18 protein-coding genes and 1 tRNA gene are annotated in these 26,194 nt (G+C 69.2%); 6 read left to right on the top strand and 13 right to left on the bottom strand.

The window, feature by feature from the left end; all coding sequences use genetic code 11:
- Positions 1-936 carry an NAD(P)-dependent oxidoreductase gene (locus tag DXT68_RS03255; RefSeq protein WP_045254816.1) on the top strand — a complete coding sequence of 312 codons (936 nt, stop codon included), beginning with the start codon at positions 1-3 and terminating at the stop codon, positions 934-936.
- A 65-nt stretch (positions 937-1,001) separates the two neighbouring features.
- Positions 1,002-1,619, top strand: a complete 618-nt coding sequence (locus DXT68_RS03250; RefSeq protein WP_045254817.1) for a TetR/AcrR family transcriptional regulator — start codon at positions 1,002-1,004, stop codon at positions 1,617-1,619.
- 94 nt (positions 1,620-1,713) lie between these two features.
- Here DXT68_RS03250 and DXT68_RS03245 read toward each other — a convergent pair whose 3' ends face one another.
- Positions 1,714-2,838, bottom strand: coding sequence for a Gfo/Idh/MocA family protein (locus tag DXT68_RS03245; RefSeq protein WP_045254818.1), 1,125 nt, complete (start codon positions 2,836-2,838; stop codon positions 1,714-1,716).
- Positions 2,835-3,659, bottom strand: a complete 825-nt coding sequence (locus tag DXT68_RS03240; RefSeq protein ID WP_045254819.1) for a sugar phosphate isomerase/epimerase family protein — start codon at positions 3,657-3,659, stop codon at positions 2,835-2,837. Before DXT68_RS03240 ends, DXT68_RS03245 begins: the two co-directional genes overlap by 4 nt.
- Positions 3,660-3,816: 157 nt before the next feature.
- Here DXT68_RS03240 and DXT68_RS03235 point away from each other — a divergent pair, with 157 nt between their 5' ends.
- Positions 3,817-4,212, top strand: coding sequence for a VOC family protein (locus DXT68_RS03235; RefSeq protein WP_045254976.1), 396 nt, complete (start codon positions 3,817-3,819; stop codon positions 4,210-4,212).
- 41 nt (positions 4,213-4,253) lie between these two features.
- On the opposite strand, the gene DXT68_RS03230 is transcribed toward DXT68_RS03235, so the two are convergent.
- Together DXT68_RS03230 and DXT68_RS03225 are read right to left on the bottom strand one after the other, a co-directional pair.
- Positions 4,254-5,228 carry an NAD-dependent epimerase/dehydratase family protein gene (locus DXT68_RS03230; protein WP_045254820.1) on the bottom strand — a complete coding sequence of 325 codons (975 nt, stop codon included), beginning with the start codon at positions 5,226-5,228 and terminating at the stop codon, positions 4,254-4,256.
- A 61-nt stretch (positions 5,229-5,289) separates the two neighbouring features.
- On the bottom strand, positions 5,290-6,330 hold the full coding sequence (locus DXT68_RS03225) for an aldo/keto reductase (protein ID WP_045254821.1): 1,041 nt from the start codon (positions 6,328-6,330) through the stop codon (positions 5,290-5,292).
- Between the two features lie 228 nt (positions 6,331-6,558).
- Between DXT68_RS03225 and DXT68_RS03220 the strand changes: the two genes are divergently transcribed.
- Complete coding sequence (locus tag DXT68_RS03220; protein WP_167541602.1) at positions 6,559-9,162, top strand: excinuclease ABC subunit UvrA; 2,604 nt, start codon at positions 6,559-6,561, stop codon at positions 9,160-9,162.
- Positions 9,163-9,217: 55 nt separating this feature from the next.
- Here DXT68_RS03220 and DXT68_RS03215 read toward each other — a convergent pair.
- From DXT68_RS03215 to DXT68_RS03175, 9 genes are all read right to left on the bottom strand, one after another.
- A tRNA-Ser gene (locus DXT68_RS03215) sits at positions 9,218-9,306 on the bottom strand.
- A 206-nt stretch (positions 9,307-9,512) separates the two neighbouring features.
- Positions 9,513-10,520 (bottom strand): LacI family DNA-binding transcriptional regulator, encoded by a 1,008-nt coding sequence (locus DXT68_RS03210; protein WP_045254822.1) that lies wholly within the window; start codon positions 10,518-10,520, stop codon positions 9,513-9,515.
- A gap of 43 nt (positions 10,521-10,563) precedes the next feature.
- On the bottom strand, positions 10,564-11,241 hold the full coding sequence (locus DXT68_RS03205; RefSeq protein WP_045254823.1) for a hypothetical protein: 678 nt from the start codon (positions 11,239-11,241) through the stop codon (positions 10,564-10,566).
- 2 nt (positions 11,242-11,243) lie between these two features.
- Positions 11,244-12,185, bottom strand: coding sequence for a carbohydrate ABC transporter permease (locus tag DXT68_RS03200; protein WP_045254824.1), 942 nt, complete (start codon positions 12,183-12,185; stop codon positions 11,244-11,246).
- On the bottom strand, positions 12,182-13,183 hold the full coding sequence (locus DXT68_RS03195) for a carbohydrate ABC transporter permease (protein WP_045254825.1): 1,002 nt from the start codon (positions 13,181-13,183) through the stop codon (positions 12,182-12,184). Before DXT68_RS03195 ends, DXT68_RS03200 begins: the two co-directional genes overlap by 4 nt.
- A gap of 67 nt (positions 13,184-13,250) precedes the next feature.
- Entirely contained in the window at positions 13,251-14,546 is a 1,296-nt protein-coding gene (locus tag DXT68_RS03190) for an ABC transporter substrate-binding protein (protein ID WP_045254826.1), read from the bottom strand.
- 163 nt (positions 14,547-14,709) lie between these two features.
- Positions 14,710-15,636: a glycoside hydrolase family protein gene (locus DXT68_RS03185; protein ID WP_045254827.1), complete on the bottom strand. Its 927-nt coding sequence runs from the start codon at positions 15,634-15,636 to the stop codon at positions 14,710-14,712.
- Positions 15,633-16,724, bottom strand: coding sequence for a Gfo/Idh/MocA family protein (locus DXT68_RS03180; RefSeq protein WP_045254828.1), 1,092 nt, complete (start codon positions 16,722-16,724; stop codon positions 15,633-15,635). The genes DXT68_RS03185 and DXT68_RS03180 overlap by 4 nt, the downstream gene beginning before the upstream one ends.
- Before the next feature lie 28 nt (positions 16,725-16,752).
- Positions 16,753-18,528, bottom strand: coding sequence for an ABC transporter ATP-binding protein (locus DXT68_RS03175; protein ID WP_045254829.1), 1,776 nt, complete (start codon positions 18,526-18,528; stop codon positions 16,753-16,755).
- Positions 18,529-18,596: 68 nt separating this feature from the next.
- Here DXT68_RS03175 and DXT68_RS03170 point away from each other — a divergent pair, with 68 nt between their 5' ends.
- Positions 18,597-19,562: a serine hydrolase domain-containing protein gene (locus DXT68_RS03170; protein ID WP_045254830.1), complete on the top strand. Its 966-nt coding sequence runs from the start codon at positions 18,597-18,599 to the stop codon at positions 19,560-19,562.
- Between the two features lie 270 nt (positions 19,563-19,832).
- Complete coding sequence (locus DXT68_RS17370; RefSeq protein ID WP_341853368.1) at positions 19,833-26,120, top strand: rhamnogalacturonan lyase family protein; 6,288 nt, start codon at positions 19,833-19,835, stop codon at positions 26,118-26,120.
- The last annotated feature ends 74 nt before the right edge of the window (positions 26,121-26,194 follow it).

Here is a 26,194-nt window from a genome sequence, read left to right as displayed (position 1 = left end):
ATGAAGGTCCTGATCCCGAACACCATCGAACTGCCGCTGACGGCCGATGTCGATGCCGTCGTCTACGACACCTCCGCCGACATCCCCGACGAGCATCGCGATGCCGAGATGCTCGTCGTCTGGGGCAACTCCGCCTCCTGGCTGCAGAACGCGGCCGGATCCCTGCCGCGGCTGCGTCTCGTGCAGGCGCTGGCCTCCGGCGCCGATGCGGTGCTGAACGCCGGGTTCGGCTCCGAGGTGCGCATCTGCTCGGGGCGCTCGCTGCACGACGGCCCGGTCGCCGAGCACGCCCTCGCACTGATCCTGAGCGCCGTGCGTCGGATCGACCGCCTTCGCGACGCGCAGCGCGAGCACCGCTGGGACGACGCGTTCAACCAGGAGCAGGCCGCGTCAGCGACGCGAGCCCACCACACCCTCGACGGCGCCCACGTCACGATCTGGGGCTTCGGCTCGATCGCCTCGACCCTCGCCCCGCTGCTCGCAGCTCTCGGAGCCCAGGTCGAGGGCATCGCCCGCACGGCCGGACACCGTGCGGGCTTCGAGGTGCACGCGGATGCCGACGCACCGGCGCTGCTCGCCCAGACCGACGTCCTGGTGTCGATCCTGCCCGCCACCGACGCCACCGCCGACCTGTTCGATGCCGAGGTCTTCGGGGCGCTGAAGCGCGGCGCCGTGTTCGTGAACGTGGGCCGCGGGGCGACGGTCGACGAGACCGCCCTCATCGACGCCCTCGAGTCGGGGCAGCTGCGGGCGGCGGCGATCGACGTCGCGAAGGCCGAGCCGCTGCCGGCATCCGATCCGCTGTGGGACACACCGAATCTGCTGCTCACCCCGCACGTCGCCGGCAACCGCCCGGTCGGCGCCGCTGACCTGGTCGATGAGAACATCGCCCGACTGCGGGCGGGTGACGAACTGGTCAATCAGGTGCACCCCTGAGCTGTGCCGGCCACAGAATAACCTCCGATCGGAGGTTTTCGTCGCGCTCTCGCTATCATCGGAGGATGACCGATCCGACCCCCCGATCGTCGGGACCGCGCGGAAGTTACGCGAAGGGCATCGCGCGGCGCCAGGAGATCCTCGACAAGTCGATCGAGGTGTTCGCGCGACGCGGGGCGAAGAAGACCAGTCTGCGCGCGATCGCTCAGGAGGTCGGCGTGACGCACGCCGCCCTCACGCACTACTTCGGCTCTCTCGAAGACCTGCTCGTGGCCGTCTACCGCGAGCACGAGCGCCGCTCCGACTCCGAGCATCCCGAGACGCCGGCGGATGTGAGCCCTGCGCTGATGATGCGTGTCTCCGCCGAAGAGAACCGCAGCATCCCCGGCCTGATCCAGCTGTACTCCACGCTCGTCGCCACCGCGCTCGAGGAGGAGGGGTCCCCCGCCCACGAGTTCGCGACCCAGCGATTCGGTCGACTCCGCATCGAGCTCACCGACCGGGTGCGTCTGCTGCAGTCCACCGGACAGCTGCGCGACGACCTCGAGCCCTCGCTCGTCGCCGCCCTGGTGATCGCGGCCTCCGACGGGCTGCAGACGCAGTGGCTGCTCGATCCGTCGGTCGACCACGAGGCCGCCCTCGAGATGCTCGACAACCTGCTCGCCGGCGACCACCGCCGATAGGCCAGCTCGATCCTGCGACCGGACGGGCCAGACAGACCGCGCCCCCGTCGACGCAGTGTCGACGGGGGCGCGGTCGGTGCAGAGGACGAGCCGACTAGAGCGTCGCCGCGAACGGGTCGAAGCCCTCGGGGAGCAACGGAACCGGTGCGACCGTGCTCTCGACCACGATCGTCTGGCCTGTTGCCGCCGACTCCTGCGCCGAGAGCAGAATGTCGAGCACGTGGAAGCCGAGCTCACCGGAGGCGACGTGCGGACGCCCCTCGGCGATCGCGCGCACCATGTCGAGCGCGCCGATGCCGCGGCCGACCACGACGTCGTCGTGCTCGATCTCGATCCACTCCTGCTCGAACGACATGCCGTCACGGATCACACCGAGCGGCTTGACGTAGGCGATGCGACCGGCGAACTGGTTCGGATCGGGGATCACGATCGTGCCCTCGGTGCCGTGGATCTCGACGATGCCGTGGCGCTCGAGCGCGGAGTCGAAGCTCAGCAGGCTCTGCGCCTGGGCACCGCCCTCGAAGGCGGTGACGATCTGGATCGTCGACGGCACCTCGACCGGGAACATGGTCCCGGCGTGGGGTCCGGTGTGGATCTCGCGCTCCTCGCGCGCCTTCGTGCCGACCGCGGCGACGTGGTCGACCGGTCCGAGAAGGCTCACCAGGGCCGAGAAGTAGTACGGCCCCATGTCGAGCAGCGGCCCCGCACCCTCCGCGAAGAGGAAGGCAGGACTCGGGTGCCACAGATCGGGCCCCTGGGTCTGGAACGTGGTCTGGGCGAACAGCGGGCGGCCGATGACTCCGCTCTCGATCGCACGACGAGCGGCCTGGAAGCCCGGGCCGAGCAGCGTGTCGGGGGCGGAGCCGATCCGCAGGCCTGCGGCGTCGGCCTCGCGGAGCAGGTCGGCAGCGCCGTCGCGGTCGAGCCCGAGGGGCTTCTCCGTCCAGACGTGCTTGCCTGCGGCGATCGCGGCGCGGGAGACCTCGATGTGCACGGCGGGGATCGTCAGGTTGATGACCAGATCGACGCCGGGGTGGGCGAGCACGTCGTCGGCCGTGCCGAACGACGGCACCCCGTACTTCGCGGCCTGCGCCTCGGCGCGGTCGACCAGCAGGTCGCCGACGACGAGCACCTCGACGTCGGGGAACGACGACAGGTTCTCGAGGTACGTGTCGCTGATGACGCCGAGGCCGATGATTCCGATGCCGACCGCGCTCATCGTGCGAACCCGCCCTCGATGAGGAACGAGTAGCTCGCGGCGATGTCGGCGAAGACGTCACCCGGCGCGTTGTCGTACTCGATGATGGCGTACTTCAGGTCGGATGCCGCGCGCAGCGAGTCCGCGAGGGGCACATCGCCCGTGCCCGCGTGGCGCTGGTCGAGGCTCGCCGAGCCGAACTCCTCCGCCCCGGGGGCGAACGGGTTCTTCTCGGGAGCGATGCCGTCCTTGACGTGCGCGGCGACCAGACGGTCACCGAGGCGGGAGACCAGAGCGGTCACGTCCTGGCCGCCCACGAGCGCCCAGTACAGGTCGAGTTCGAGCACGACGCGCTCGTCGGTCAGCGCGACGAAGCGCTCGTACGCCGTCTGCCCGTCGAAGTCCTCGACGAACTCCTGGGCGTGGTTGTGGTATCCGACCTCGAGGCCGAAGGTCGCGGCCGTCTCGACCAGCGCGTTCAGGCGGTCGGCGATGTCGGTGACGCCCTCGAGGGCGAACCATCGCTCGGGAACCACGAACGGGTCGATCACGGTCTTGATGCCGACCTTGGCCGCGGCCTCGAAGACCACCTCGGGGGCGGGGCTGGGGATCGATCCGTCGGGCGTCCAGAGCTCATCGGAGAGCAGCGGGGCGTGGCCGGTCGGCGAGACGAGGCCCGAGGCGTCGAGCGCCGCGCGGATCTCGTCGGGTCGGCGCACGAAGTCGAACGCCTCGACGTTGCGCAGTCCGATGGCGGCGAGCTTGTCGAGCGAGCCGCCCATGTCGGCAGAGAACTCCGCGGCGAGTGTGTACAGCTGAACAGATGCTTCTGGCAGGGCCACGTTGACCTTCCTTGATTGTGCGAGTGGACGGAGGAATCGCCCGCCGCAAGACTACCAGAAACCTCCACCCGGAAGTAATGAGTTTTTCGTGTCGGCAGCGGTCGACCGCACGCCCTCGCCCCTGGACACACGCGGTGCCGCGGAGCATGCTGAACGCATGAGCGCGTTCCAGACCACACATGCATTCAGCGGGTTCAGCGTCGACGACATCGATGCCGCCCGCTCGTTCTACGGCGACGTCCTCGGACTTCGGGTCGAGACCAACGAGATGGGGTTCCTCGACATCCGGCTCGACGACGGCGGCTCGATCCTCGTCTATGCGAAGCCCCACCACACTCCGGCGAGCTTCACGATCCTGAACTTCCCCGTCGACGACATCGACGCCGCCGTCGATGACCTCAACGGGCGCGGCGTGGAGACGAAGATCTACGACGATTCCGAGTTCGACACGGACCCGAAGGGCATCATGCGGGGCGGACCGGGGCGCGGGCCCGACATCGCCTGGTTCCGCGACCCGGCCGGCAACGTCCTCGCGGTGATGTCCGCCGCCTGAGCCGGGGGCCAGACGTCAGGCCAGACGTCAGACGCCTGGCATCAGGCCAGGAGCCGGTCGAACAGCGCGTTCATCGCCGGGTCGACGCGCTGCAGTTCAGGGTGCGCGTCATGCCAGTCGATGATCTCGCGCGCCGCGGTGTGCAGCGGCACGACCGGGGCGAAGTCCGGCACGATGCGGCGGATCTTCGTGTTGTCGAAGACCACCGAGTGGGCCATGTCGCCGGTGAGCTGCCCCGCGCGCTCGGGGGCCGCGGCTTCGATCGCCGCGCTGGTGGCGTACCGGATCCGGGGCTCGGCACCGGCCGCGCGCCCGAGGATCCCGTAGATCTCGTTCCAGGTGTAGACGAAGTCGCTCGTGATCTGAAAGGTGTCGCCGTAGGCGAGCGGGTTGCCGAGCAGTCCCGCGAACCCGACCGCGAAATCGCTCGCGTGGGTGAGGGTCCACAGCGATGTCCCGTCTCCGTGCACGATGATCTCCTCGCCCCGGCGGATGCGGTCGATCGCGGTCCAGCCGCCGAACGCGGGGATCGTCCATCTGTCGTACGTGTGCGAGGGGCGCAGCACCGTGACGGGGAAGGCGCGGTCCCGATAGGCGGTCGTGAGCAGATCCTCGCAGGCGATCTTGTCGCGTGAGTACTGCCAGTGCGGGTTGCGCAGCGGTGTGGACTCCGTGATCGGCAGGCGGGCCACCGGCTTCTGGTAGGCGGACGCGGAGCTGATGAACACGTACTGACCCGTGCGCCCCTCGAACCGGTCGATGTCACGCTGCACCTGGTCGGGGGTGAACGCGATCATGTCGGCGACGACGTCGAACTCCCGCCCGGCCAGCGCCGCATCGACGGCGGCGGCATCGTCGATGTCGGCCGTGAGCACCTCGACGCCCTCCGCGGGGTCGCGACGCGACGTGCCCCGATTGAGCAGCGTGACCTCCATGCCGCGTGAGGCGGCCAGCGCACTCGCCGCCGACGAGATGATCCCGGTTCCGCCGATGAACAACACCTTCGTCGCACTCATGCGATCGACTCTAGCGAGGCACCCGCCCGCGGGGGCGGGATCGCGCCCCGCGGGCGTGCCGTCAGACGACGGCGGTGCCGGGCGCGGCCGCGAACTCCTCGAGTGCGGCGACGACCTCGGCGGAGAGCTCCACGCGGCTTGCCGCGACCGCATCGTCGATCTGTCCGGTGCGGGAGGCGCCGATGATCGCCGTGGTGACCACCGGATCGCGAAGCACCCAGGCGATGGCGAGCTGTGGGATCGAGAGCCCCGCATCCTTCGCGATGCGGTCGATGCCGCGGATGCGCTCGAGGTAGTCGTCGGTGAGCGCCGACCCGTTCAAGAAGTGACTGCTCGCCGCCCGTGAGTCGGCGGGCACGTCGCCGTCGATGTACTTCGCCGTCAGCAAGCCCTGTGCGAGCGGTGAGAAGACCGCGCTGCCGACGTTCAGCTCGCGCAGCGCCGGGAACAGTTCGGCCTCGGGCGTGCGGTCGAACAGCGAGTAGCGGGGCTGGTGCAGCAGCAGCGTCACGCCCTGCTCGGCGAGCAGTTCGTAGGCGCGGCGGGCGAGCTCGGCCGGGTAGTTCGAGATGCCGACGTACAGCGCCTTGCCGCTGCGGACGATGTCGGCGAGGGCCGTCGTCGTCTCCTCGAGCGGCGTCTCGGGATCGGGCCGATGCGAGTAGAACACGTCCACGTAGTCGGTGTTCATGCGCTGCAGGCTCTGCTCGAGCGATCGCACGAGGTACTTGCGCGATCCGCCGTCGCCGAAGGGCCCCGGCCACATGTCGTAGCCGGCCTTGGTCGTCACGAACAGCTCGTCACGGTAACGGGCGAGACCGCTGGCGAGCACCGATCCGAACGTCGACTCGGCCGATCCGTACGGCGGGCCGTAGTTGTTCGCGAGGTCGATGTGCACGACGCCCCGGTCGAAGGCGTGCAGCACGATCTCCCGCTGGCTGTCGAAGGTGCGGTCTCGTCCGAAGTTCTGCCAGAGGCCGAGCGAGATCTTCGGCAGCTGCACGCCGCTCGCGCCCGCGCGCTGGAAGGGCACGTCCGTGTAGCGCGCGGATGCGGCCTCGTAGACGGAGGTGAGGCGAGGGTCATCAGCGGCGATGGGCATGGAGGATGCTCCTAGGCGAGGCGAGAGGAAGGGCTTCAGGATAGCGCTTCCCGAACGGCCGGAGCAGCCCGGGGTGCCATACTGCGCAATCCTCGAGACGCCGGTGCGGGCAGGCCCGCTGCCCTGCTGTCAACCACGCCGACGAAGTCCGACGCTCGGGGTAACGTGGCGAAGAGTCGGCGATCGTCGCATCCACCCCCGCTCGCCGCGGGATACGAGAAGAGGTCCATGATGGGCGCGACCCCACCGTCGAAGCTCTCCGCCACGTCGAACGCCATCGTCGTGACCGGGGCACGCGTGCACAACCTTCGAGAGGTCGACGTCGCGATACCCCGCGACGCCCTCGTGGCCTTCACGGGCGTCTCCGGCTCGGGAAAGAGCTCCCTCGCGTTCGGCACGCTGTACGCCGAGGCCCAGCGACGCTACTTCGAGTCCGTCGCGCCCTACGCGCGGCGCCTGATGAGCCAGGTCGACATCCCCGACGTCGACGCCATCGAGGGACTGCCCCCGGCGGTCGCCCTCCCCCAGCAGCGCACCGCCGGCAGCGCACGATCGACCGTCGGCAGCGCCACCTCGATCGGCAACGTGGTGCGCATGCTGTTCTCGCGCGTCGGCACGTACCCGCCGGGCGCGGAGCCCCTGTTCGCCGAGGACTTCTCGGCGAACACCGTGCAGGGCGCATGCCCGCGATGCCACGGCATCGGGCAGGTCTACGACGTGCCCCTGCACCTGATGGTCCCCGACGAGTCGTTGTCGATCCGCGACCGCGCACTCGATGCCTGGCCACGAGCGTGGCACGGAAAGCAGCTCATCGACAGCCTGATATCCCTGGGCTACGACATCGACATCCCGTGGCGCGATCTGCCCGAGGAGCAGCGTCGGTGGGTGCTGTACACCGAGGAGTCCCCCCAGGTTCCGGTGTTCACCGACCGCGGTCCTGCACAGGTGCGCAAGGCCGTCGCCGCCGGCGTCGAGCCGTCGTACATGAGCACGTTCGTGGGAGTGAAGCAGTACGTGCTGAACACGTTCGCCCACTCGAAGAGCGCGAAGATGCGCGAGAAGGCGGCGACTTTCATGGTCAGCGTCCGCTGCCCGCTGTGCGACGGACGCCGGCTGAAGCCCGAGGCTCTGGCTGTGACGTTCGCCGGTCTCGACATCACCGAGATGGCCGCGCTGCCGCTCGCCGATCTCTCGGCGCTTCTCGAGACGGTACTCACCCCCTCCGACAGCGGGTCGGATGCCGGCGGCTCCGCAGTCCCTGCACTCGCACCCGAGAAGCAGCTCGCGGCACAGCGGCTGGTCGACGAGCTGCGCGACCGCGTCTCGCCCATCATCGAGCTCGGCCTGGGCTATCTCTCGCTGGATCGATCGACGCCCACCCTCTCCTCCGGCGAGCTGCAGCGCATGCGGCTCGCCACCCAGGTGCTCTCGCAGCTGTTCGGGGTCATGTTCGTGCTCGACGAGCCCTCCGCCGGGCTCCACCCCGCCGACGGCGAGGCACTCGTGCGCATCCTCCGCTCGCTCCGGGACTCCGGCAACACGGTCTTCTTCGTCGAGCACTCGCTCGATGTGATCCGGCATGCGGACTGGATCGTCGACATCGGACCCGGTGCCGGGGCGACCGGTGGCGAGATCGTCTACTCCGGCCCGATCGACGGCCTCCGCGAGGCGGAGCATTCGCAGACCCGGCGATACCTCTTCGCCGACGACCGGAGCGCCGACCGGTCGCCGACGCCGCCGCCCGCCGCCCGCGAGCCCGACGGCGAGCTCGTGCTCACCGACGTCTCGCGGAACAACCTCCGCAGCGTGTCGGTGTCGATCCCCCTCGGCTGCCTCACCGCCGTCACCGGCGTCTCCGGCTCGGGCAAGTCGTCTCTGGTGACCCAGGCCCTGCCCGATCTGCTGCAGAAGAGCCTGTCGAGCGAGGTCGACGGCTCGACGATCGACGCGTCGAACGGCGAGCAGACCGGCACGACCGCCGATCCGCTGTTCTCGGCGCCGACGGCCGAGACGACGGGGCGGGCGTCGGGTCCCGCCGGCCGCGTGCGACGTGTCGTGCAGGTCAGTCAGAAGCCGATCGGCCGCACGTCACGATCGAATGTGGCGACGTACACGGGCCTCTTCGACCGCGTCCGCGCTCTGTTCGCCGCGACTCCGGAAGCACGCCGGCGGCGATACGCCGCGAGCCGGTTCTCGTTCAACCTGGCGAGCGGGCGATGCCCCACCTGCAAGGGCGAGGGCACGGTCGAAGTGGAGCTGCTCTTCCTGCCGACCGTGCATGCTCCCTGCGGCACGTGCGGCGGCACCCGGTACAACCCCGAGACGCTCGAGATCGAACTCCACGGACACACGATCGCCGACGTCCTCGCCCTCAGCGTGAACGATGCGCGCGTGCTCTTCGCCGACGACGCCGACGTCGCGCGCCACCTCGACGCCTTGCTCGATGTAGGACTCGGATACCTGCCGCTGGGCCAGTCGGCGACAGAGCTCTCGGGCGGCGAGGCGCAGCGCGTGAAGCTGGCATCCGAGCTGCGGCGCGCCCAGCACGGCGACACCCTCTACCTGCTCGACGAACCCACCTCGGGACTGCATCCGTCGGACACCGACCGGCTGCTCGTGCATCTTCAGCATCTGGTCGACGCCGGCAACACTGTGGTGATGGTCGAGCACGACATGCGCGTGGTCGCACAGGCCGACTGGGTGATCGACATGGGCCCCGGCGCCGGAGACCTCGGAGGATCCGTCGTGGCACAGGGGCGCCCGCGCTCCGTCGCCTCGGCGAGTGGGAGCACGACGGCGTCGTACCTGGCGGATGCCCTCGCCGCGCAGTGAGTCAGTATCGGCGCCTGAAACCAGAAAATCCCTGCCGAGGCAGGGATTTCATCTGCGGAGACGAGGGGATTTGAACCCCTGGTCCCCGTGAGGGGACTCCACCTTAGCAGGGTGGTGCACTCGGCCGGACTATGCGACGTCTCCAGGCATCCGAACCGTGAAGACCGGATGCACCTTGCAATCATAACGGGTTCGCGGGGCAGCGACGAATCGGTCGATCTCGGATCCCCGTGCCGGTTGCAGGACGGAAGCACGTCTGCAGGACCAGACCCCACAGATGACCCTGCATCCGTGCCCCGGCCCTGCAGACGGACCAGAACGGGGATGAGACGGACGGAAGAGACCGGACGTCAGTCGGTGACGGCGCTCGACTCCCGCACGATGAGCTCGGGCTGGAACCGCACCCGACGGTCGTGCTCGACGCCGTCGAGCTCCTTCAGGAGCAGGTCTACGCCGGTCCAGCCGAGCAGCCGAGCGGGCTGGCGCACCGAGCTCAGCGGCACGACGGTGGCCGAGGCGAAGTCGATGTCGTCGTAGCCGACCATCGCGATGTCCTGAGGCACGCGGATGGCGGAGCCGAAGCTGAACGCCTGCAGCAGACCGACGGCGAGCAGGTCGTTCGCCGCGAAGACGGCATCCGGACGCGCATCGGCGGCCCGCGCCGCGATGGCCTCGCCCGCCGCTCTGCCCTGCAGGACGGTCAGCGCGGACTGCTCGAAGATCTCGAGAGTGACGTCGGAGTGGGCGGCGACCGCCGCCTGCACTCCCCGCAGACGGTCGGCGACCTGCTGCACCGACTGCGGTCCCCCGACGAAAGCCAGCCGACGCCTCCCCGAAGACAGCAGATGCTCGGCAGCCAGACGCCCGCCCTCGACGTCGTCGACCGAGACCGAGGGCAGCAGCCCCTCTTCCACTTCGCGGTCGACGAGGATCACCGGCATCCCGCCCGCGGCGAAACGATGCACGGCCGAGAGGTCGTCGGACGCAGGCGTCAGCAGCACGCCGTTGACGCGCTGCTCCTGGAAGAGCTCGAGATGAGCGACCTGGCGCTCGTCACGCTCGTCGCTGTTGCCGAGCAGCACGGTCATGCCGGCATCCGCCGCTCTGTCTTCTGCCCCGCGCACCACCTCGGCGAAGAACGGGTTTCCGATGTCGGGCACCACGAGTCCGATGCTGCGGCTGCGGCCGGCTCGCAGCTGCCTGGCCGCATCGTTGCGTACGAAGCCGAGCTCCTGGATGACGCGCTGCACGCGCTCGACCGTCTTGGCCGAGACGCGCTCCGGCTGGTTGAGCACGTTCGAGACGGTGCCGACCGAGACGCCGGCCGCAGCCGCGACGTCTTTCACCCCTACCGCCATGGCGTGCCTCCGTCCGTCTGCGCGTGCGCCAACGACTACCTTCTCATCCCGCGCGGTTCTCTCCACGCCGGCGGCGTGCGGGCACGGCGACGACGGCAAGCGCCGCGCAGCCGATTCCGGCGATGAACAGCGGCGCGAGCGCCCAGGTGACGACGCCGGTGAAGATCGCGGCCGCGGCGATGTAGGCGGCTCCCGCGACATCCGCACGGACGACGCCCGGCACCGCGCGCACCGCGGCGACCCAGCCGCGCGAGGGAGACCATTCGCCCGCCGCGAGCAGCACGGTGACCGCGAGCGCGAGCAGACCCGCCCAGCCGACGACCGCGATGGCCTCGCCGCCGGGCAATGCGCCCGACCCTGCGAGCACGACGTCGATCGTGAGCACGGCGGCGAGCAGCGCCGCCGGAACTCCGACGGCGAGCGACGGCAGGATGCCGGCGCGCACGTCATCCCAGAACAGCTGCGCCCGCGAATCCTCCGCCGCGACGAACCGTCGCAGATGACGGATGCCGGCGGCGACCGCGATCGGCAGCGTGACGACACCGAGGGCGACGACCGCCATCATCAGACCGATCGTGAGCACCTCGCCGAACAGGCCGAACTTGGCCGTCGCACCGGGGTTCGCTCCCGGTTCCACGCCCGCGACCGTGGGGCCGGCCCCCGAGCGCGCCTCGCGCGTGGCCGCTCGATGCGCCCGGCGCTCCGCGTTGGTGACCGACATCACTAGCCCTTCAGACCCTGCGTCGCGACACCGTCGACGAGGAAGCGCTGGAAGACGACGAAGAACAGCAGCACCGGGACGAGCGCCACGAAGGAGGCCGTGACCGTCGCACCGTAGTCCGACGACGACGTCTGGTCGTTGTAGAGCCGCAGCGCGATCGGGAGCGGATAGTTCTCGGGACTCGTCAGGTAGAGGAGCGGTCCGAGGAAGTCGTTCCACGCCCAGATGAACGAGAAGATCGCGCAGGTGATCAGCGCCGGCTTGATGAGCGGCAGGATGATCGACCAGAAGATCCGCAGGTGGCCCGCACCGTCGATGCGCGCGGCCTCGTCCATGTCGCGCGGCATCTGGCGGATGAACTGCACGAGCAGGAAGACGAAGAACGCCTCGGTGGCGAGGAACTTCGGCAGGATCAGCGGGATGAAGGTGTCGACCCAGCCGAGCTGGTTGAAGATGATGTACTGCGGGATGATCACGACGTGGAACGGCAGCAGCAGTGTGCCGATCATCGCGGCGAACAGCACCCCGAGGCCCTTGAACTGCACGCGGGCGAACGCATAGGCGGCGAGCGCCGACGAGAGCACCGTGCCGACCACTGCGGACACCGCGAGGATCAGCGAGTTGAGGAAGAAACGCCACATCGGCACTCCGGCGATGCCCTCCATGACCTTGCCGTAGTTCTCGATCGTCGGCGCCTGCGGGAACAGCCCCGGGTTCTGGCCGAACTCGGAGTTCGGCTTGAACGTCGACAGGAACAGCCACAGCAGCGGGTAGAGCACGACAGCGGTGAGCAGGAGCAGACCGACGAACCAGATGACGGTCTGCCAGGTCTTGCGCTTGACGGTGCGGCGAGAGGCGGGCGGCCCGGCGGGCGTCGTCTGCTGCGCGGCGAACACGGGGGTCGACGCGGAGCCGGACGTGGTGGCCTGATTGGAGGTGCTCATTTGTCGTCTCCCGAGTAGTGCACCCACGACCTCTGGGTGCGGAACAGGATGAGGGCGATGATCGCGACGACGACCAGCAGGACCCAGGCGATCGCGGCGGCGTACCCCATCTGTCCGTCGGAGAAGCCGCGCTTGTACAGGTAGACGGTGATGAAGTTCGTCATGCCGGCGGGGCCGCCCGAGCCGTTCGAGATGATGTACGCCGAGGCGAACACCTGGAAGGCGCCGATGAGGCCGAGCAGCAGGTTGAAGAACATCACCGGAGAGAGCATCGGGATCGTCACCGCGCGGAACCGCCGGTAGGCGTTCGCCCCGTCCATCTCGGCGGCCTCGTACAGCTCCTTGGGGATCTGCTTGAGACCGGCGAGGAAGATCACCATCGTGGCTCCGAACTGCCAGACGGCGAGCAGGATCATCATCGGGAGCACGAGCCCCGGATTGCCGATCCATCCGCCCAGGTCGATCCCGAAGATCTGCAGTCCGCTGTCGACGGGACCGTCGGAGTTGAACATCGCACGCCAGACGATGGCGACCGAGACCGAGCCGCCGATCAGCGAGGGGGCGTAGAACGCGGAGCGGAAGAACCCGGCGCCCTTGTCGCGGTAGTTCAGGAGCATCGCGACACCGAGTGCGGCGGCGAGGGTGATCGGCGTGCCGATGAAGACGTAGACCAGGGTGATCTGCGCCGACTGGATGAAGTTCGGGTCGCTCGTGAAGAGACGGATGTAGTTGTCCAGCCCGATCCACTTGGGCGGCTGGAAGATGTTGTACTTCGTGAAGGAGAGGTACAGGGAGTAGATCATCGGCACGGCCGTGAGGCCGAAGAATCCGATGAGCCACGGGGTGAGGAACGCGTAGCCGGTCGCCGTCTCACGCCGCTGGCGCGACCGCTGGCCGGGCCGTGCGGGCTCGTTCTCTGGGCGGCGGCCGCTGCGCAGCGCCTGCCCTCGTCCGGACTTCTTGCCCGTGACGATCGTCCTCGTCGCCGTCGTGCTCATGACAGCTCCTTCCGAAGTGTGCGGGGTGCGGTGGGCCGGGCGGATGACGCCCGGCCCACCGACGGAATCACTGGTTGAGGACGACGTCCATCTCGGAGAAGAACTGCGTGACCGCATCGTCGACCGTCGTGGTGCCGAAGTTCAGCTCGGTGCCCAGCACGCGGAACTTCTCCTCGAGGGTGCCGTAGCCGACGATCGGCACGGGAGGAGCGTCGCCGAGACGGTCGGCGATGGACTCCTCGTAGTCCTTGACGGCCTGGCTCATCGGGTCGAGATCAGCGGCCTCGAGGGCGGTCTCCGAGGCGGGGAGCCCGCGGTTCGTGCCGAAGATGGATCCGGCCTCCGGCGAGTTCACCAGGAAGTTCACGAGGGTCGCCGCCGCTTCGGGGTGCTCGGTCTTGGCCGAGATCGTGTGCAGCATGGACGGCTTCAGGTACAGGTCCTTCGCCCCCTCCTCGGTGACGGGCGGTGCGACGATGCCGAGCTCGGTGTAGCTCTCGCCCAGGTTGGCGAGGTATCCGGCGCCGAAGTTGTCCCAGGTCAGCTCGCTGGCGTTCTTCGCGGTGTCGAAGGCGCTGAGCGGGAGGACTTCCTCGACGACCTGCTGCGGCACCACGGCGCCGTCGCGGATGTCGGAGCCGGACTCCCAGAACTCCTTCAGACGGTCCTCGTCGAAGCCCGCGGTGCCGTCTTCGTTGAAGAGGTTCTTGCCCTCGCTGCGCAGCTGCAGCTCGAAGTTCTGGATGCGGCCGGTCCAGTCGGATCCGCCCCAGAACTGTCCGCCGCCGGCAGTGGTGACCTCGCCGATCCAGTCGTCGTAGTCCTCCCAGTCGCCGCCGGCGAACTGCTCGACGCCGGCGGTCTCGAGCAGCACCGGGTTGGTGAAGACGGCCCAGGCGTTCGTGGACGTCGTGATGCCGTAGGTCGTGTCGTCGACAACGCCGATGCCGAGGATGTTCTCCGACAGCGGCTCGGTGTCGATGACGGATCCGAGATAGGGCTCGAGGTCGAGCAGCAGACCGTTCTCGGCGTACTGACGCAGGTACGAGTAGTCGAACTGCATGACGTCGGGGAGGCCGCCGCCGGCCGCCTCGGTCTGGCGCTTCTCCCAGAACTCGGGGAATCCGAGGAAGGTCGCGTTGACCGTGATGTTCGGGTACTCCTCGTTGAACGCGTCGATCGCCTGGTTGTACAGGTCGGCCCGCACGTCGTTGCCCCAGAACGCGAGGTCGAGGGTGACCTTCTCGTCGGGGTCGTAGGTGGCACCGGCTTCGGGGCCTCCGCCGCCGGCGCAGCCGGCCAGCACCAGCGCTGCGCTGGTGGCGACGGCCGCTGTGGCCGCCAGACGCTTCTTGCTGAACATCGTTGTCCTCTCTGGTGAACGTCCTCGTCCGGCAGTGCCGCGGAACGCCTGTGTCCATGTGGTGCGGGTGCATTCTCCGTCGAGTGGGGAAAACGCTTACCTGCACGCTAATCCAGATTGAAACGTTTCGCAACCGGGAATTCGCGAGGCGGGATTACATCGATTACCGCCCGCTCTCCGATCCTCTCACGACGAGGTTCCCGGCCTCGACGTCGAGGCGCACGCGATGCACGGCCGACCGCCGTCGCTCACCGGTCGCGCCGTGAGCGGCCCCGTCCGTCGCCGTGCGGAAGAAGTAGAACCACAGATCATCGCCGTGCTGTATGTGCGCACCGTGGCTGCCCTGCGCGTCGCCGGGAGCGGAGGCGAGGATCACGGCATCCGGGTCCCCCTGGCGCGTCCAGCCGACGCCGTCGTCGGATCTGTACACCCCCATCCCCCGCCACTCGTCGACGATCATCCACCAGGATCCGCCGAGCTCGAACGCCGTCGGGCCCTCGTGCGGGCGCCCGCCGATCGCGACGCCGTCGAGACTCCAGGCGGCGAAGTCGGCCGAAGACGCGACCATGGTCACCGAATCCGCCGCCTCGTCCTTGTACCAGAGCCGCCATGCGCCGTCGGGGGTGCGCGCCACCGCGGCATCGATCACCCGGTCGCTGCTCAGCGCGAGCGGCCCGCGCCGGCTCCATCGCCGCAGATCGGCAGAGGTGTACTCGACGATGGTGCGCCTGAATCCGGGCCAGCGGTCGGGGGTGCCGTCGATCTCGGTGAGGAACATGCGCCAGCGCTCGCCGTCCCAGACGACCTCGGGAGCCCAGTGCGTCCGGTCCACCTCGGCGGGTGGCGGTCCCGGCTCCAGCGCGAGGTCGGATGCCGCCGGCTCGAGAGTCCCCTGGTATTCCCATCCGAGCCCGTCGACCGAGGTGGCGACCCCGATCCGACTGCCGTGGATCCACGAGACTCCCGGCCCCGCGTCCTCCAGGCTCGCGCGCCGCTGGGTGTAGAACATCCACCATCGCCCGGATGCATCGACGACGACGCGGGGATCCGTGGCCCCGTCGTAGACCGGGTCGCGGTACAGCTCGCTCATCGGCGCAGGTCGGTCACCGGGCTCGCGAAGCCGGCGCGATGCGTCGGGTGCGCGCCGAGCAGCTCCGGCGTGACGACCGCTCCGTCGGCGGCGGCGGAGGCGTAGATGCCCGCCACGATCTCGAGCGAGCGAGCCGGGGCGTCGGCGGTCGGGGGCAGCGGGGCTCCGTCGCGCAGCGCATCGAAGACGTCACGCAGCAGCGGCGCATGGGCGCTGCGCTCCTCGACATCCGGGAACTCCCATGCCGCCGACTCGTCCTCGAACCCGGGCGCGGGGGTGATCCGCCAGTTCTCGTGGCCGTGTCCGTACACGTGATCGACCGTGATCGTCGCCTTCTGGGTATCGATGCGGATCGAGCTCGTCTCACGCGGCGACACCGCGCTCGTGATGAGCTGGGCCACCACACCCGCCTCGAACACGATCGTGGCGGTCGAGACGTCTTCGGTCTCGGTCTCGCGATCGAGCCTCCAGAGACGCCCCTGCACCGACGACCAGTCGCCCAGCAGGTGCGCCAGCAGATCGATCTGGTGGATGCCGTGCCCGAGCGTCGTCCCCCCGCCCTCGGTCTCCCACCTGCCCCGCCACGGCACCGCGAAGTACTCGGGGCCGCGGAACCAGAGCGTCTGACACACCGCGACCAGCGGACGCCCCAGCGCACCGCCCTGCAGCAGGCCCCGCACGTGCGCGGCCGCGGTTCCGGTGCGCTGCTGGAAGACGACGGCGAGCTGCCGCCCTGCGGCCTCGGCGGCCGCGCGCATGTCGTCGAGCTCGTCGAGCGACGGAGCCGGCGGTTTCTCGACGATCACGTGCGCGCCGGCCGCGAAGGCGGCGAGCGCCTGCTCGCGATGCGGCGCGGGCGGCGTGCAGATGAGCACGACGTCGGGATGCTCGACCGCCAGCATCTCGTCGAGGTCCGCGTAGGCGCGCACGATGCCGTACCGGTCGGCGAACTCTCTGGCCTTGGCGAGGCTCAGGTCTGCGACCGCGACGAGCTCGGCGTGCGGGTACGCAGCGACCGCCTCGGCGTGCGAGTTCGCCACGGAACCGGTGCCCACCAGCACGGCGCGCAGGGTCTTCTCGGATGTCATCTGTCCTCCTCAGGACGCGGAGCGCCTGTCATCTCATGCCGTTCTGCACCAGGTGCAGCCGAGCGTACCGCCCGTCGGCGGCGAGCAGCTCGTCGTGCGATCCCTGTTCCACGATGCGTCCGTGCTCGAGCACCACGATGCGGTCGGCCTGCCGGACGGTCGACAGCCGATGCGCGACCACGAGAGTCGTGCGACCGCGCATCAGACGCTCGAGCGCCTCTTTGACGAGTCCCTCGGATTCGGGATCGAGCGCGCTGGTGGCCTCGTCGAGCAGCAGGATCCGCGGATCGCGCACCAGCGCCCGGGCGATCGCCAGCCGCTGCCGCTGTCCGCCCGACAGCCGCGCACCGCGCTCGCCGACCACGGTGTCCCAGCCCTGGGGCTGCGCGCTCACGAATTCCCAGGCGTTCGCGTCGCGCAGTGCGCGTTCGACACGATCGGGGGTCACGTCGGGCAGGCCGTAGGCGATGTTGTCGAAGACCGATCCCTCGAACAGCACCGATTCCTGCGGCACCACCGAGATCGACCGACGCACCGTGCGCAGGTCGAGGTCCTGCATGTCGCGGCCGTCGAGCAGGATCCTTCCACTCGTGGGGCGCACGAACCCGAGCACCAGGTTGAGCAGGGTGGACTTGCCCGATCCCGACGACCCGACGAACGCGACGGTCTCGCCCGGCGCGACGCGCAGATCGATCGCGGACAGCGCGTCATCGTCGGCATCCGCATACCTGTGCGCCGCGGCGTCGAGCACGATCTCCCCCTCGACGCGCGAGACGACCTGCTTGCCGGAGTTCTGCTCGACATCCGGCTCCTGCAGCACCTCGGCGATGGAGCGCACGGACTCGAGCCCTCGGGCGCCGACCGGGATCAGCATGAGCAGCTGGGTGAGCCCGCCGGTCAGCAGGGTGAAGTAGCTCGACAGCATGACGACCTCGCCGGGCGTGATCGGCAGGAAGCCCGTCAGAGCGCACACGGCGGCGAGCATCAGGCAGGCGACGCCGAGCAGCTGCATCGCGACCCACGAGATCGAGGCGACGCGGCCGTTGAGCAGGTCGAGGTCGAGTCCCGCACGACGCACGCCGTCTGCGCCCCCGGCGACCCGCGTGATCGCCGTCTCCTCGAGTCCGTGAGCACGGGTCACCGGGATCAGCGAGGCCATCTCGCCGACGCGGGCGGAGAGCGTCTCGATCTCGCGCCGGAAGACCTCGTTGCGCCGCTGTGACCTGTTGCGCATGCCGTAGCGGATGCCGATGGCGATGGGCACCGCGAGCGCGTAGACGGGGAGGAACTGGGGCACCGTCACCGCGGTCATGCCGAGCGCGCCGAGCATCACCATGGTCGACGAGAGCAGCGGATGCGTGACCTGCTGCAGCATGAGCTCGACGTTCTCGACGTCGCGCACCACCTTCGTCTGCACGATCGAGGAGCTGACCCTTGTGTGGTATCCGATCGACAGGCTCTGCAGACGCGCGGTGAGGGCGTTGCGGAGATCCGCGCCGAGGTCGCGCACCACGGTCATGAAGTTGCGCGTGTAGATGATGTGGTTGGGGTAGTTCTGCAGCAGCAGCACGGCGGCGAGCGCGAACCACCACAGCACCTCGGTCACGTCGCCCTTGCTCGCCACCACGTCGATGATCGCGGCGGTGATGACGGGCAGCGACCAGAGCGGGATCTCCTTGACGGCGAAAGCGGTGATCGCGAACGTCAGCCGCCAGGGGCGACGCGCGACGAGACGCAGCACGGAGCGGGTCGGATGGTGCCCGTCGATGAGCGCGGCCGGGTGGGAAAGCGCTTTCTGTGGCATGGTCCTATCGTAGAGTCCGAACCGTCACCGGGAAAAGCGTGACGACCAGAACCGCCGGGAGCGCACTCATGACCTTCGACGCCGCATTCGACTGGGCCCGCCGTCACGTGCAGGCCGAGCGCCTGCCCACCGCCGTGGTCGGCATGGCCACCGCCGACGGGATCGTCGACCTCGAAGGATTCGGTGCGGCGACCGATGCGGTCTATCCGCTCTTCTCGATCACCAAGGTGCTCACCGGCATCACCGCGGCGCGGGCCATCGAGCGCGGGCTGCTCACGCCGAACACCCCGCTCACCGATGCCCTGCCCGAATTCGGGGGCAGCCGCGACGACATCGTGCGCCTGTGGCATCTCGCCTCGCACACCTCGGGCATCGCCGAGCCCGCACTCGACACGGCAGTGCCTCTGCGCCAGGAACTGCTCACCCGCGGGCGCGACTTCGCGGCGGGAACCGCTTCGCGCTACTCGACGCTGGCCTTCGAGGGCATCGCGGCCTTGATCGAGCACGCGACCGGAACACCCTGGGATGCGGGCACGCTCGCCTGGGCGGCGGAGATCGGCGCGATCGGCCTCACGCTCGATGCGGGGCGATCCGTCGGAGTGCCCGACGCCGCCGCAGGCGGGCTCGACCTCGACCGCTTCCACGCCACCCGCGCGCCCGGGGCCGGCCTGCTCGGTCGCGCCGAGGATCTGCTGCACCTCGGCACCGAGCTGCTGCGCATACATCGAGGCTCCCGCGACGGTATCCTGTCGCCCGCCGGGCTGGACATGATGGTGCGGCCGCTGACCGGCGACATCCCGCGCCTGGATCCGTACCCGCCCGAGCGCGGCCAGGACTGGGGCTTCACCTTCAATCTGCGCTCACGCGCCCCCGGGCTGATCGATCGCGACGTCTACGGACACGGCGGTTGGGCCGGCACGGAGTTCTGGGTGCACCCGGGCGCAGGCGTCGCCTGGGTGCTGCTCACCAACGCCGCCGTCCGCCCCGGCGTCGACGCCGACGAGCTCGACAACGCGGTGATCGCCGGCCTCTGAGGCGACCTGCAGGCCCATCCTCGACATCGAACCCACCCTGCCAGCCCCACTTCGACTGACGCCCTGAAACGTCTCAAGAAAGTTCTTGCCTCCGCCTCCGGCCGCATGCAAGGATCGTGCCAACCCTCGGGAATACGTTTTCCGGGCCATCCGGATCCATCGATCGGCCGAGACGAAGTGGTCTCTTCGCCTCGGCTCCCCCTTTTGATATCCGCACCGATGCGGGTCTCTCAGTCGTACCCCTTAGCCAGTGATGTCCAAGGAGGAACCGTGGAGCACTCCACCCGTTCTGCACGAAAGTCCCGCCCGTTCCCGAGCCTGCGCGCAGGTCTTGCCACCGCCACGATCGCCGCAGTGATCGGCGCGACCATGACCGCCGTTCCGGCGGCGGCCGCGCTCGAGCCGTCCGCAGACGGCGCCTGGCGATTCGACTTCGGCACGGCCACGAGCCCGGTCGCCGAGGGATACGAGCCAGTGCGTCCGACCTCCCTCTACACGGCCGCGTCGGGGTGGGGAGTGACGGTTCCCGACGGCGTCGCGCTGTTCGCCCGTGACCGCACCGGCAACCGCACCCCCGCGGATCCGGTGGCGGAGGACTTCGTCGGCGGGACATCGTGGGGCTTCCTGCTCGACAGCATCCCCGCCGGTGAGTACGACGTGACCGTGACGATCGGCGACGCGCTGACGACGGCATCGAGCACCAACGCGACGCTCACTCTCGAAGGGGTCGCACAGACACGACTCACGACCGCCAAGGGCGGGTCCACGACCGAGACGTTCCGCACGAAGGTCGAAGACGGACAGCTGACCGTGGGCTTCACGGGGAGCGGCCTCGGCGCCTACGTCAACGGGATCGTCGTCGCACCGGTGCTCCCGGCGGTGCCGGCAGACCTCGCGGTCGCCGAAGTCGCCTGGAACGCGGTCGATCTGTCCTGGGCTGCCGCAGACGGCGCCACGGCGTACCGGATCCTGCGAGCGGACGTCGACGGCGATGCGGTCGGCGAGTTCCGCCAGATCGACGAGATCGAGGCGACGACGTACTCCGACACCGATGTCGCCGAGGGCGACGCCTTCGCCTACACGGTTGAGGCCGTCAACTCCTACGGGCTCGTGTCCGCACGCAGCCCCGAGGTGCGCAGCGGCGCGATCCCCGCCCTCGCCGTTCCTGCGACTCCCGAGGGACTCGCGGTCGCGCAGGTGACGAGGGATGCGGTCGCACTGACCTGGACCGCGACATCGAATGCCGACGAGTACGTCGTCGAGCGCGCGGGCGCCGACGGGCTCTTCTCCGCCGTCGCCACGGTGGCGGCACCCGCATTCACCGATGAGGTCGACACGTCGCAGAGCTGGTCGTACCGGGTGACCGCGCGCAACACGGCAGGCACCTCCGCCGCATCCGCCGCCGTCGACTCCGCGGTCTACGCAGCGCCCGCTCCCCTGCCTGCCGGCGACCGGATCGTCTTCGACTTCGGTCCCGGGGCCCTTGCCGACGGCGCCGTCGGCGTCACCTCGTCCGTCGGATTCTCCGACGAGTGGGGATACGGCTTCAGCACCGCCCCGTCCTCCGCACACGCCGATGTCGACCGCGGCGGCGACGATCCGCTGCGCGGAGATCATGTCGCCGCCCACGGCGGCACCTTCGAGGTGCAGCTCGGCGCAGGCGACTACACCGTCGCCGTCATCGCGGGCGACCGCAGTGCCGCGAGCGAGATCGCGATCACCGCAGAGGGCATCGCCAAGGTGCAGACGACCTCGAAGCCCGCCGGCGAGTACCTCGAGATGGCATTCCCGATCGCTCTCATCGATGGCCGTCTGACCCTGCAGGTCGGCGGTTCGGCCGCGGCGCTCGACGCGCTCACCATCACTCGCCAGACGAGCCGCACGCCCGGAGCGCTGCCGACGGTCTACCTCGCCGGCGACTCGACCGTCCAGACCTACACCGACGCCTTCGCGCCGCAGGCGGGGTGGGGCCAGATGATCGACCGCTTCTTCGCCGATGACGTCGCATTCGCGAACCACGCGATAGGCGGACGGTCCTCGAAGAACTTCATCACGCAGGGTCGTCTCGACGAGATCCTCCGCGGAATCCGCCCCGGCGACTATCTGTTCGTGCAGTTCGGACACAACGACGCGACTCAGGGCGTCGACGATCGCTACGCGTCTCCCGCCGACTACAAGGAGTATCTGCGCGGTTACGTGCAGGGAGCCCGCCAGCGCGGCGCCACCCCCGTGCTCGTCACCCCCGTCTCACGTCGCAGCTTCGACGCCGCGACGGGGGCTGCCACCGTGAGCTTCCCCGAGTACGTGGCGAAGATGATCGAGCTCGCAGCGGAGGAAGACGTCCCGCTCGTCGACCTGTCGGCATCGAGCCGCGCCTACCTCGACGAGATCGGTCCCGAGGCGGCGAAGTCGGTGTTCCTCTGGGTCGATCCGGGCATCTTCCCCGGCCGCCCGTCCGGCACCCAGGACGACACGCACTTCCAGGACTACGGTGCGATCCAGATGGCGCGCCTCATCGCTCAGGACGTCAGCGCCCTCGACGACCCCCTCGCCGCGAAGGTCGTCGACGTCGAGCCGCCGGCCGCGGTGCCGGCCGCGCCTGCGAACCTCGTGGCCGGCTCCGTCTCGAATGCCGGTGCCGTGCTGCAGTGGAACGCGTCGCCGGGCGCGGACGTCTACCGCATCGAGCGCCAGGCCACCGCCGACCCCGAGCAGGTCTGGGCGCTGGTGACCACGACCACGCAGACGAGCGCCATCGTGCAGGGCCTCGCCGAGGGCGCGGGGTACCGCTACCGCGTGTTCGCGGTGAACGGCCGGGGCGTCTCGGACGCATCGAACACCGTGAGCTTCTCGACCAAGCAGGCGAAGTGGAAGTTCGACTTCCAGCTGGCCGGCGGGGCCGTGATGCCCGGCTACACCGAGGTGAACCCCGAGGACGGATACACGACCGACTCCGGGTTCGGCTTCGCGACGCCTCTGGCCGCGAACGCCGGGCGCGACCGCGGGACCGCCGGCGGCGCGAGCGACCTCGAGCGAGACTTCGTCCTCCCCGGCGACTCGAGCGAGTTCCTGCTGGACGTGCCGAACGGCACCTACTCGGTCAAGACCTACTCCGGAGACTGGATCGGCTCCACCCGGACGAACGTCGACATCGAGGGCAAGGCCTTCGGCACGGGCAACGCCGGCTCCGGGTCCGTGAATGCCTCGGTCCGCGGCCCGGTGCTCGTCACAGACGGTCAGCTCACCGTGCGCGTGCACGGCGCCGCCGCGGGGACACGCCTCAACGGCATCGAGGTGACCCCGATCCTGCTCGGCCCTGCCGACCTCGAGGTGACGGACGTGAACGCGGATCCCGCGGCACCGACCGTCTCTCTCGCGTGGACCGCCGAGCCCGGGATGACCTGGAAGGTGTACCGCACCTCGGCGTTCGAGACGTCGTCGACGCCGGTCGGCGAGACGACGGCCGCCTCGTTCATCGACACCGGTGCGCGCCTCGGGCTCGATTACACGTATCACGTGACCGCTGTCGATCAGACCGGACTGGAGTCGGTGCCGTCGGCATCCGTCGACGTGTCTCTGGTGGATGCGGCCGTCGACGCGCCGTCCGCACCCACCGCCCTCGCGGTCGACCGGCTCGAGAAGCGCGAGGTCGAGATCTCGTGGGCGCAGCCGAGCACCGCGGTCTACACGATGATCTTCCGCTCCGAGATCGAGGGGGAGCGCGGCGAACTCGCCGGCTTCGCCACCGCGAACCGCTTCGTCGACACCGCCGTGCTGACCACGATCCCGTACCACTACACCGCTGTCGCGGTGAACGCGGGTGGTGCGGGGCCCGACTCCTCGCAGCTGAGCACGGAGGCGGCCACCGTGCTGCAGCGGCAGGCCGAGTACCTCGACCGTGCGCCCGCAGCAGTGCAGACGGACGACGGCGTGCTGGTCAGCTGGCGCATGCTCGGCACCGACCCCGATGCGATCGCCTTCCACGTCTACCGCGACGGCACCCGCATCACGGACGAGCCGATCACCGACTCGACCAACGTCCTCGACGCCGACGGCTCGGGCGACTCGACGTACTACGTCACGAGCGTCCTCGACGATCGCGAGGTCACGGTGACCGACCAGTTCGGAGTCCAGGCCGGCGATCACCTCTCCATCCCGCTCGACAAGCCCGCCGACGCCTACACGAAGGACGGTCAGCCGTACTCGTACCGCGCCAACGATGCGAGCGTCGGAGATCTCGACGGCGACGGGCAGTACGAGATCCTCGTCAAATGGGACCCCTCGAACTCGAAGGACAACTCGCAGTCGGGATACACCGGCAACGTGTACCTCGACGCCTACCGTCTCGACGGCACGCGCCTGTGGCGCATCGACCTGGGGGTGAACATCCGGGCGGGCGCCCACTACACGCAGTTCCAGGTGTTCGACTACGACGGCGACGGCCGCGCCGAGGTGGTCATGAAGACCGCGGACGGCACGATCGACGGCGTGGGCCAGCCCATCGGCAACGCCAGCGCCGACCACCGCAACAGCACGGGCTACGTGCTCACCGGCCCCGAGTACCTCAGCGTCTTCACCGGACTGACGGGAGCTGCGGTCGACACCGTGGACTACGTGCCGGCCCGAGGCGACGTCGGCTCGTGGGGCGACAGCTACGGCAACCGGGTCGATCGCTTCCTGGCGGCGACCGCGTATCTCGACGGCGAGCACCCCAGTGCGATCTTCAGCCGCGGGTACTACACCCGGGCCGTGATGGCGGCGTACGACTTCGACGGCACATCGCTCACCCAGCGCTGGGTGCTCGACTCGGATGACTCCGGTGACGAGGGCTTCTACGGGATGGGCAACCACAACCTGTCGGTCGCCGACGTCGACGGCGACCAGAAGGACGAGATCGTCTACGGATCGGCCACGGTCGACGACGACGGCACACTCCTGTACTCCACCGGCCTCGGTCACGGCGACGCGATCCACGTCTCGGACCTCGTGCCCTCGAACCCCGGCCTCGAGGTGTTCGCCGCACACGAGGAGATGAACGCCTCGGGCAACGTCGGTGCGACGATGCGCGACGCGCGCACCGGTGAGGTTCTGTGGTCGATTCCTGCGGCCAAGGACACCGGTCGTGCAGCCTCCGCCGACATCGACCCCCGGTACGAGGGCGCCGAGGGCTGGGCGATCGGCGGTGATGCCGCGTGGAACTCCCCCGTCGGCCAGCTGCGCTCGTCGACCGGTGAGCTCATCGGCGAACGGATCCCTGCGGCGAACTTCCTCGCCTGGTTCGACGGAGACCCGCTGCGGGAGATCGTCGATCACGACTGGAACGCCGACACGTCCGCGGGTGTGCCGACCGTGTCGAAGTGGAACGGGGAGACGGAGTCCAGCGACGTGATCCTGAAGGCGGAGGGCGCTCTCTCCAACAACAGCACCAAGGGCACGCCGAACCTGCAGGCGGACCTCTTCGGCGACTGGCGCGAGGAGATCGCCTGGCGCTCCGACGACTCGACCGAGCTGCGGATCTACTCGACCGCCGACGAGACGGATCTGCGTCTGCGGACCCTGATGCACGACCCGGTGTATCGACTCTCCGTCGCCTGGCAGAACACCGGATACAACCAGCCGCCGCAGACGAGCTTCTTCCTCGGTGACGGCATGGAACAGCCGCCGGCTCCGCGCATCGCGGTCACCGGCGACCCGTCGGGGGCAGCCGATCAGACGGCTCCCGTGGTGTCGGGGATGCCTGCGGACGGCTCCCTGTTCGCCAGCACGTCCACCTTCACCGTCGACGTGACGGCCGCCGATCCCGAGTCGGGGGTGCGGACGCTCGACGTCACCTTCGACGGAGAACCTGTCGCCCCGGGCCAGACGATCGACCTGGCCGGCCTCGTCGGGCCCCACACGGTGACCGCCAACGCGGTCAACCATGACGGCCTGGTCACGCGTGCGGAGGCGCAGATCCTGGTCTACGACGACGAGCGTCCGACGGCGAAACCCGCCCGCGGCACGCTGTCGACGGACTCGGGCTGGGACACCGGTCTGCACGATGGCGCGTTCACCGTGTCGATGAACCTCTGGCACGGCGTGAACGGGGCGGTGTTCCGCCTCTACGAGAACGGGACGCTCATTACGACGAAGCTCCTCGATGCGAACTCGCCGAAGGCACAGCTCACCACCGTCTCGGTGAGCGGCCGCACGAACGGCACGTATGTGTACACGGGCGAGCTGACCAACGCGAAGGGCACGACATCCACGACATCCGTCACCGTCAGAGTGAAGGATGCCGCCCCAGGGCTGCCCGTGGTCAGCCACGACAATGGGGATCGCGACGGCAGCTACACCGTGACCACCGACCTCTGGTGGGGCACGAACGGCACCGAATACCGGTTGTACGAGAACGGGGTTCTGATCGACACCCAGGCTCTGGTGGCGGCGTCCCCCTCAGCGCAGCGCGCGCAGACCGCGATCACCGGTCGCGCACCCGGCACCTACTCCTATGTCGCCGAGTTCTCGAACACCGCGGGCACCACGGTCTCGAAGAGTGTGACCGTGACGGTGAGGTGATCATCCGATCCCCTCGACAGCATGGCCGGTCGCTTGACAGAGCGACCGGCCATGCTAGTGTTGACACCAGCCAG

Origin of the sequence: Microbacterium foliorum, assembly GCF_003367705.1 — a bacterium.
Taxonomy (GTDB): domain Bacteria; phylum Actinomycetota; class Actinomycetes; order Actinomycetales; family Microbacteriaceae; genus Microbacterium; species Microbacterium foliorum.
The sequence above is the reverse complement of the archived record's forward strand: the minus strand, read 5'-3'. Positions and strand labels throughout refer to the sequence as shown.

Coding starts and splice junctions, on each gene's coding strand:
- DXT68_RS03255 (WP_045254816.1), top strand. CDS start 1: ATGAAGGTCCTGATCCCGAACACCATCGAACTGCCGCTGACGGCCGAT.
- DXT68_RS03250 (WP_045254817.1), top strand. CDS start 1,002: ATGACCGATCCGACCCCCCGATCGTCGGGACCGCGCGGAAGTTACGCG.
- DXT68_RS03245 (WP_045254818.1), bottom strand. CDS start 2,838: ATGAGCGCGGTCGGCATCGGAATCATCGGCCTCGGCGTCATCAGCGAC.
- DXT68_RS03235 (WP_045254976.1), top strand. CDS start 3,817: ATGAGCGCGTTCCAGACCACACATGCATTCAGCGGGTTCAGCGTCGAC.
- DXT68_RS03230 (WP_045254820.1), bottom strand. CDS start 5,228: ATGAGTGCGACGAAGGTGTTGTTCATCGGCGGAACCGGGATCATCTCG.
- DXT68_RS03225 (WP_045254821.1), bottom strand. CDS start 6,330: ATGCCCATCGCCGCTGATGACCCTCGCCTCACCTCCGTCTACGAGGCC.
- DXT68_RS03220 (WP_167541602.1), top strand. CDS start 6,559: ATGATGGGCGCGACCCCACCGTCGAAGCTCTCCGCCACGTCGAACGCC.
- DXT68_RS03210 (WP_045254822.1), bottom strand. CDS start 10,520: ATGGCGGTAGGGGTGAAAGACGTCGCGGCTGCGGCCGGCGTCTCGGTC.
- DXT68_RS03205 (WP_045254823.1), bottom strand. CDS start 11,241: ATGTCGGTCACCAACGCGGAGCGCCGGGCGCATCGAGCGGCCACGCGC.
- DXT68_RS03200 (WP_045254824.1), bottom strand. CDS start 12,185: ATGAGCACCTCCAATCAGGCCACCACGTCCGGCTCCGCGTCGACCCCC.
- DXT68_RS03195 (WP_045254825.1), bottom strand. CDS start 13,183: ATGAGCACGACGGCGACGAGGACGATCGTCACGGGCAAGAAGTCCGGA.
- DXT68_RS03190 (WP_045254826.1), bottom strand. CDS start 14,546: ATGTTCAGCAAGAAGCGTCTGGCGGCCACAGCGGCCGTCGCCACCAGC.
- DXT68_RS03185 (WP_045254827.1), bottom strand. CDS start 15,636: ATGAGCGAGCTGTACCGCGACCCGGTCTACGACGGGGCCACGGATCCC.
- DXT68_RS03180 (WP_045254828.1), bottom strand. CDS start 16,724: ATGACATCCGAGAAGACCCTGCGCGCCGTGCTGGTGGGCACCGGTTCC.
- DXT68_RS03175 (WP_045254829.1), bottom strand. CDS start 18,528: ATGCCACAGAAAGCGCTTTCCCACCCGGCCGCGCTCATCGACGGGCAC.
- DXT68_RS03170 (WP_045254830.1), top strand. CDS start 18,597: ATGACCTTCGACGCCGCATTCGACTGGGCCCGCCGTCACGTGCAGGCC.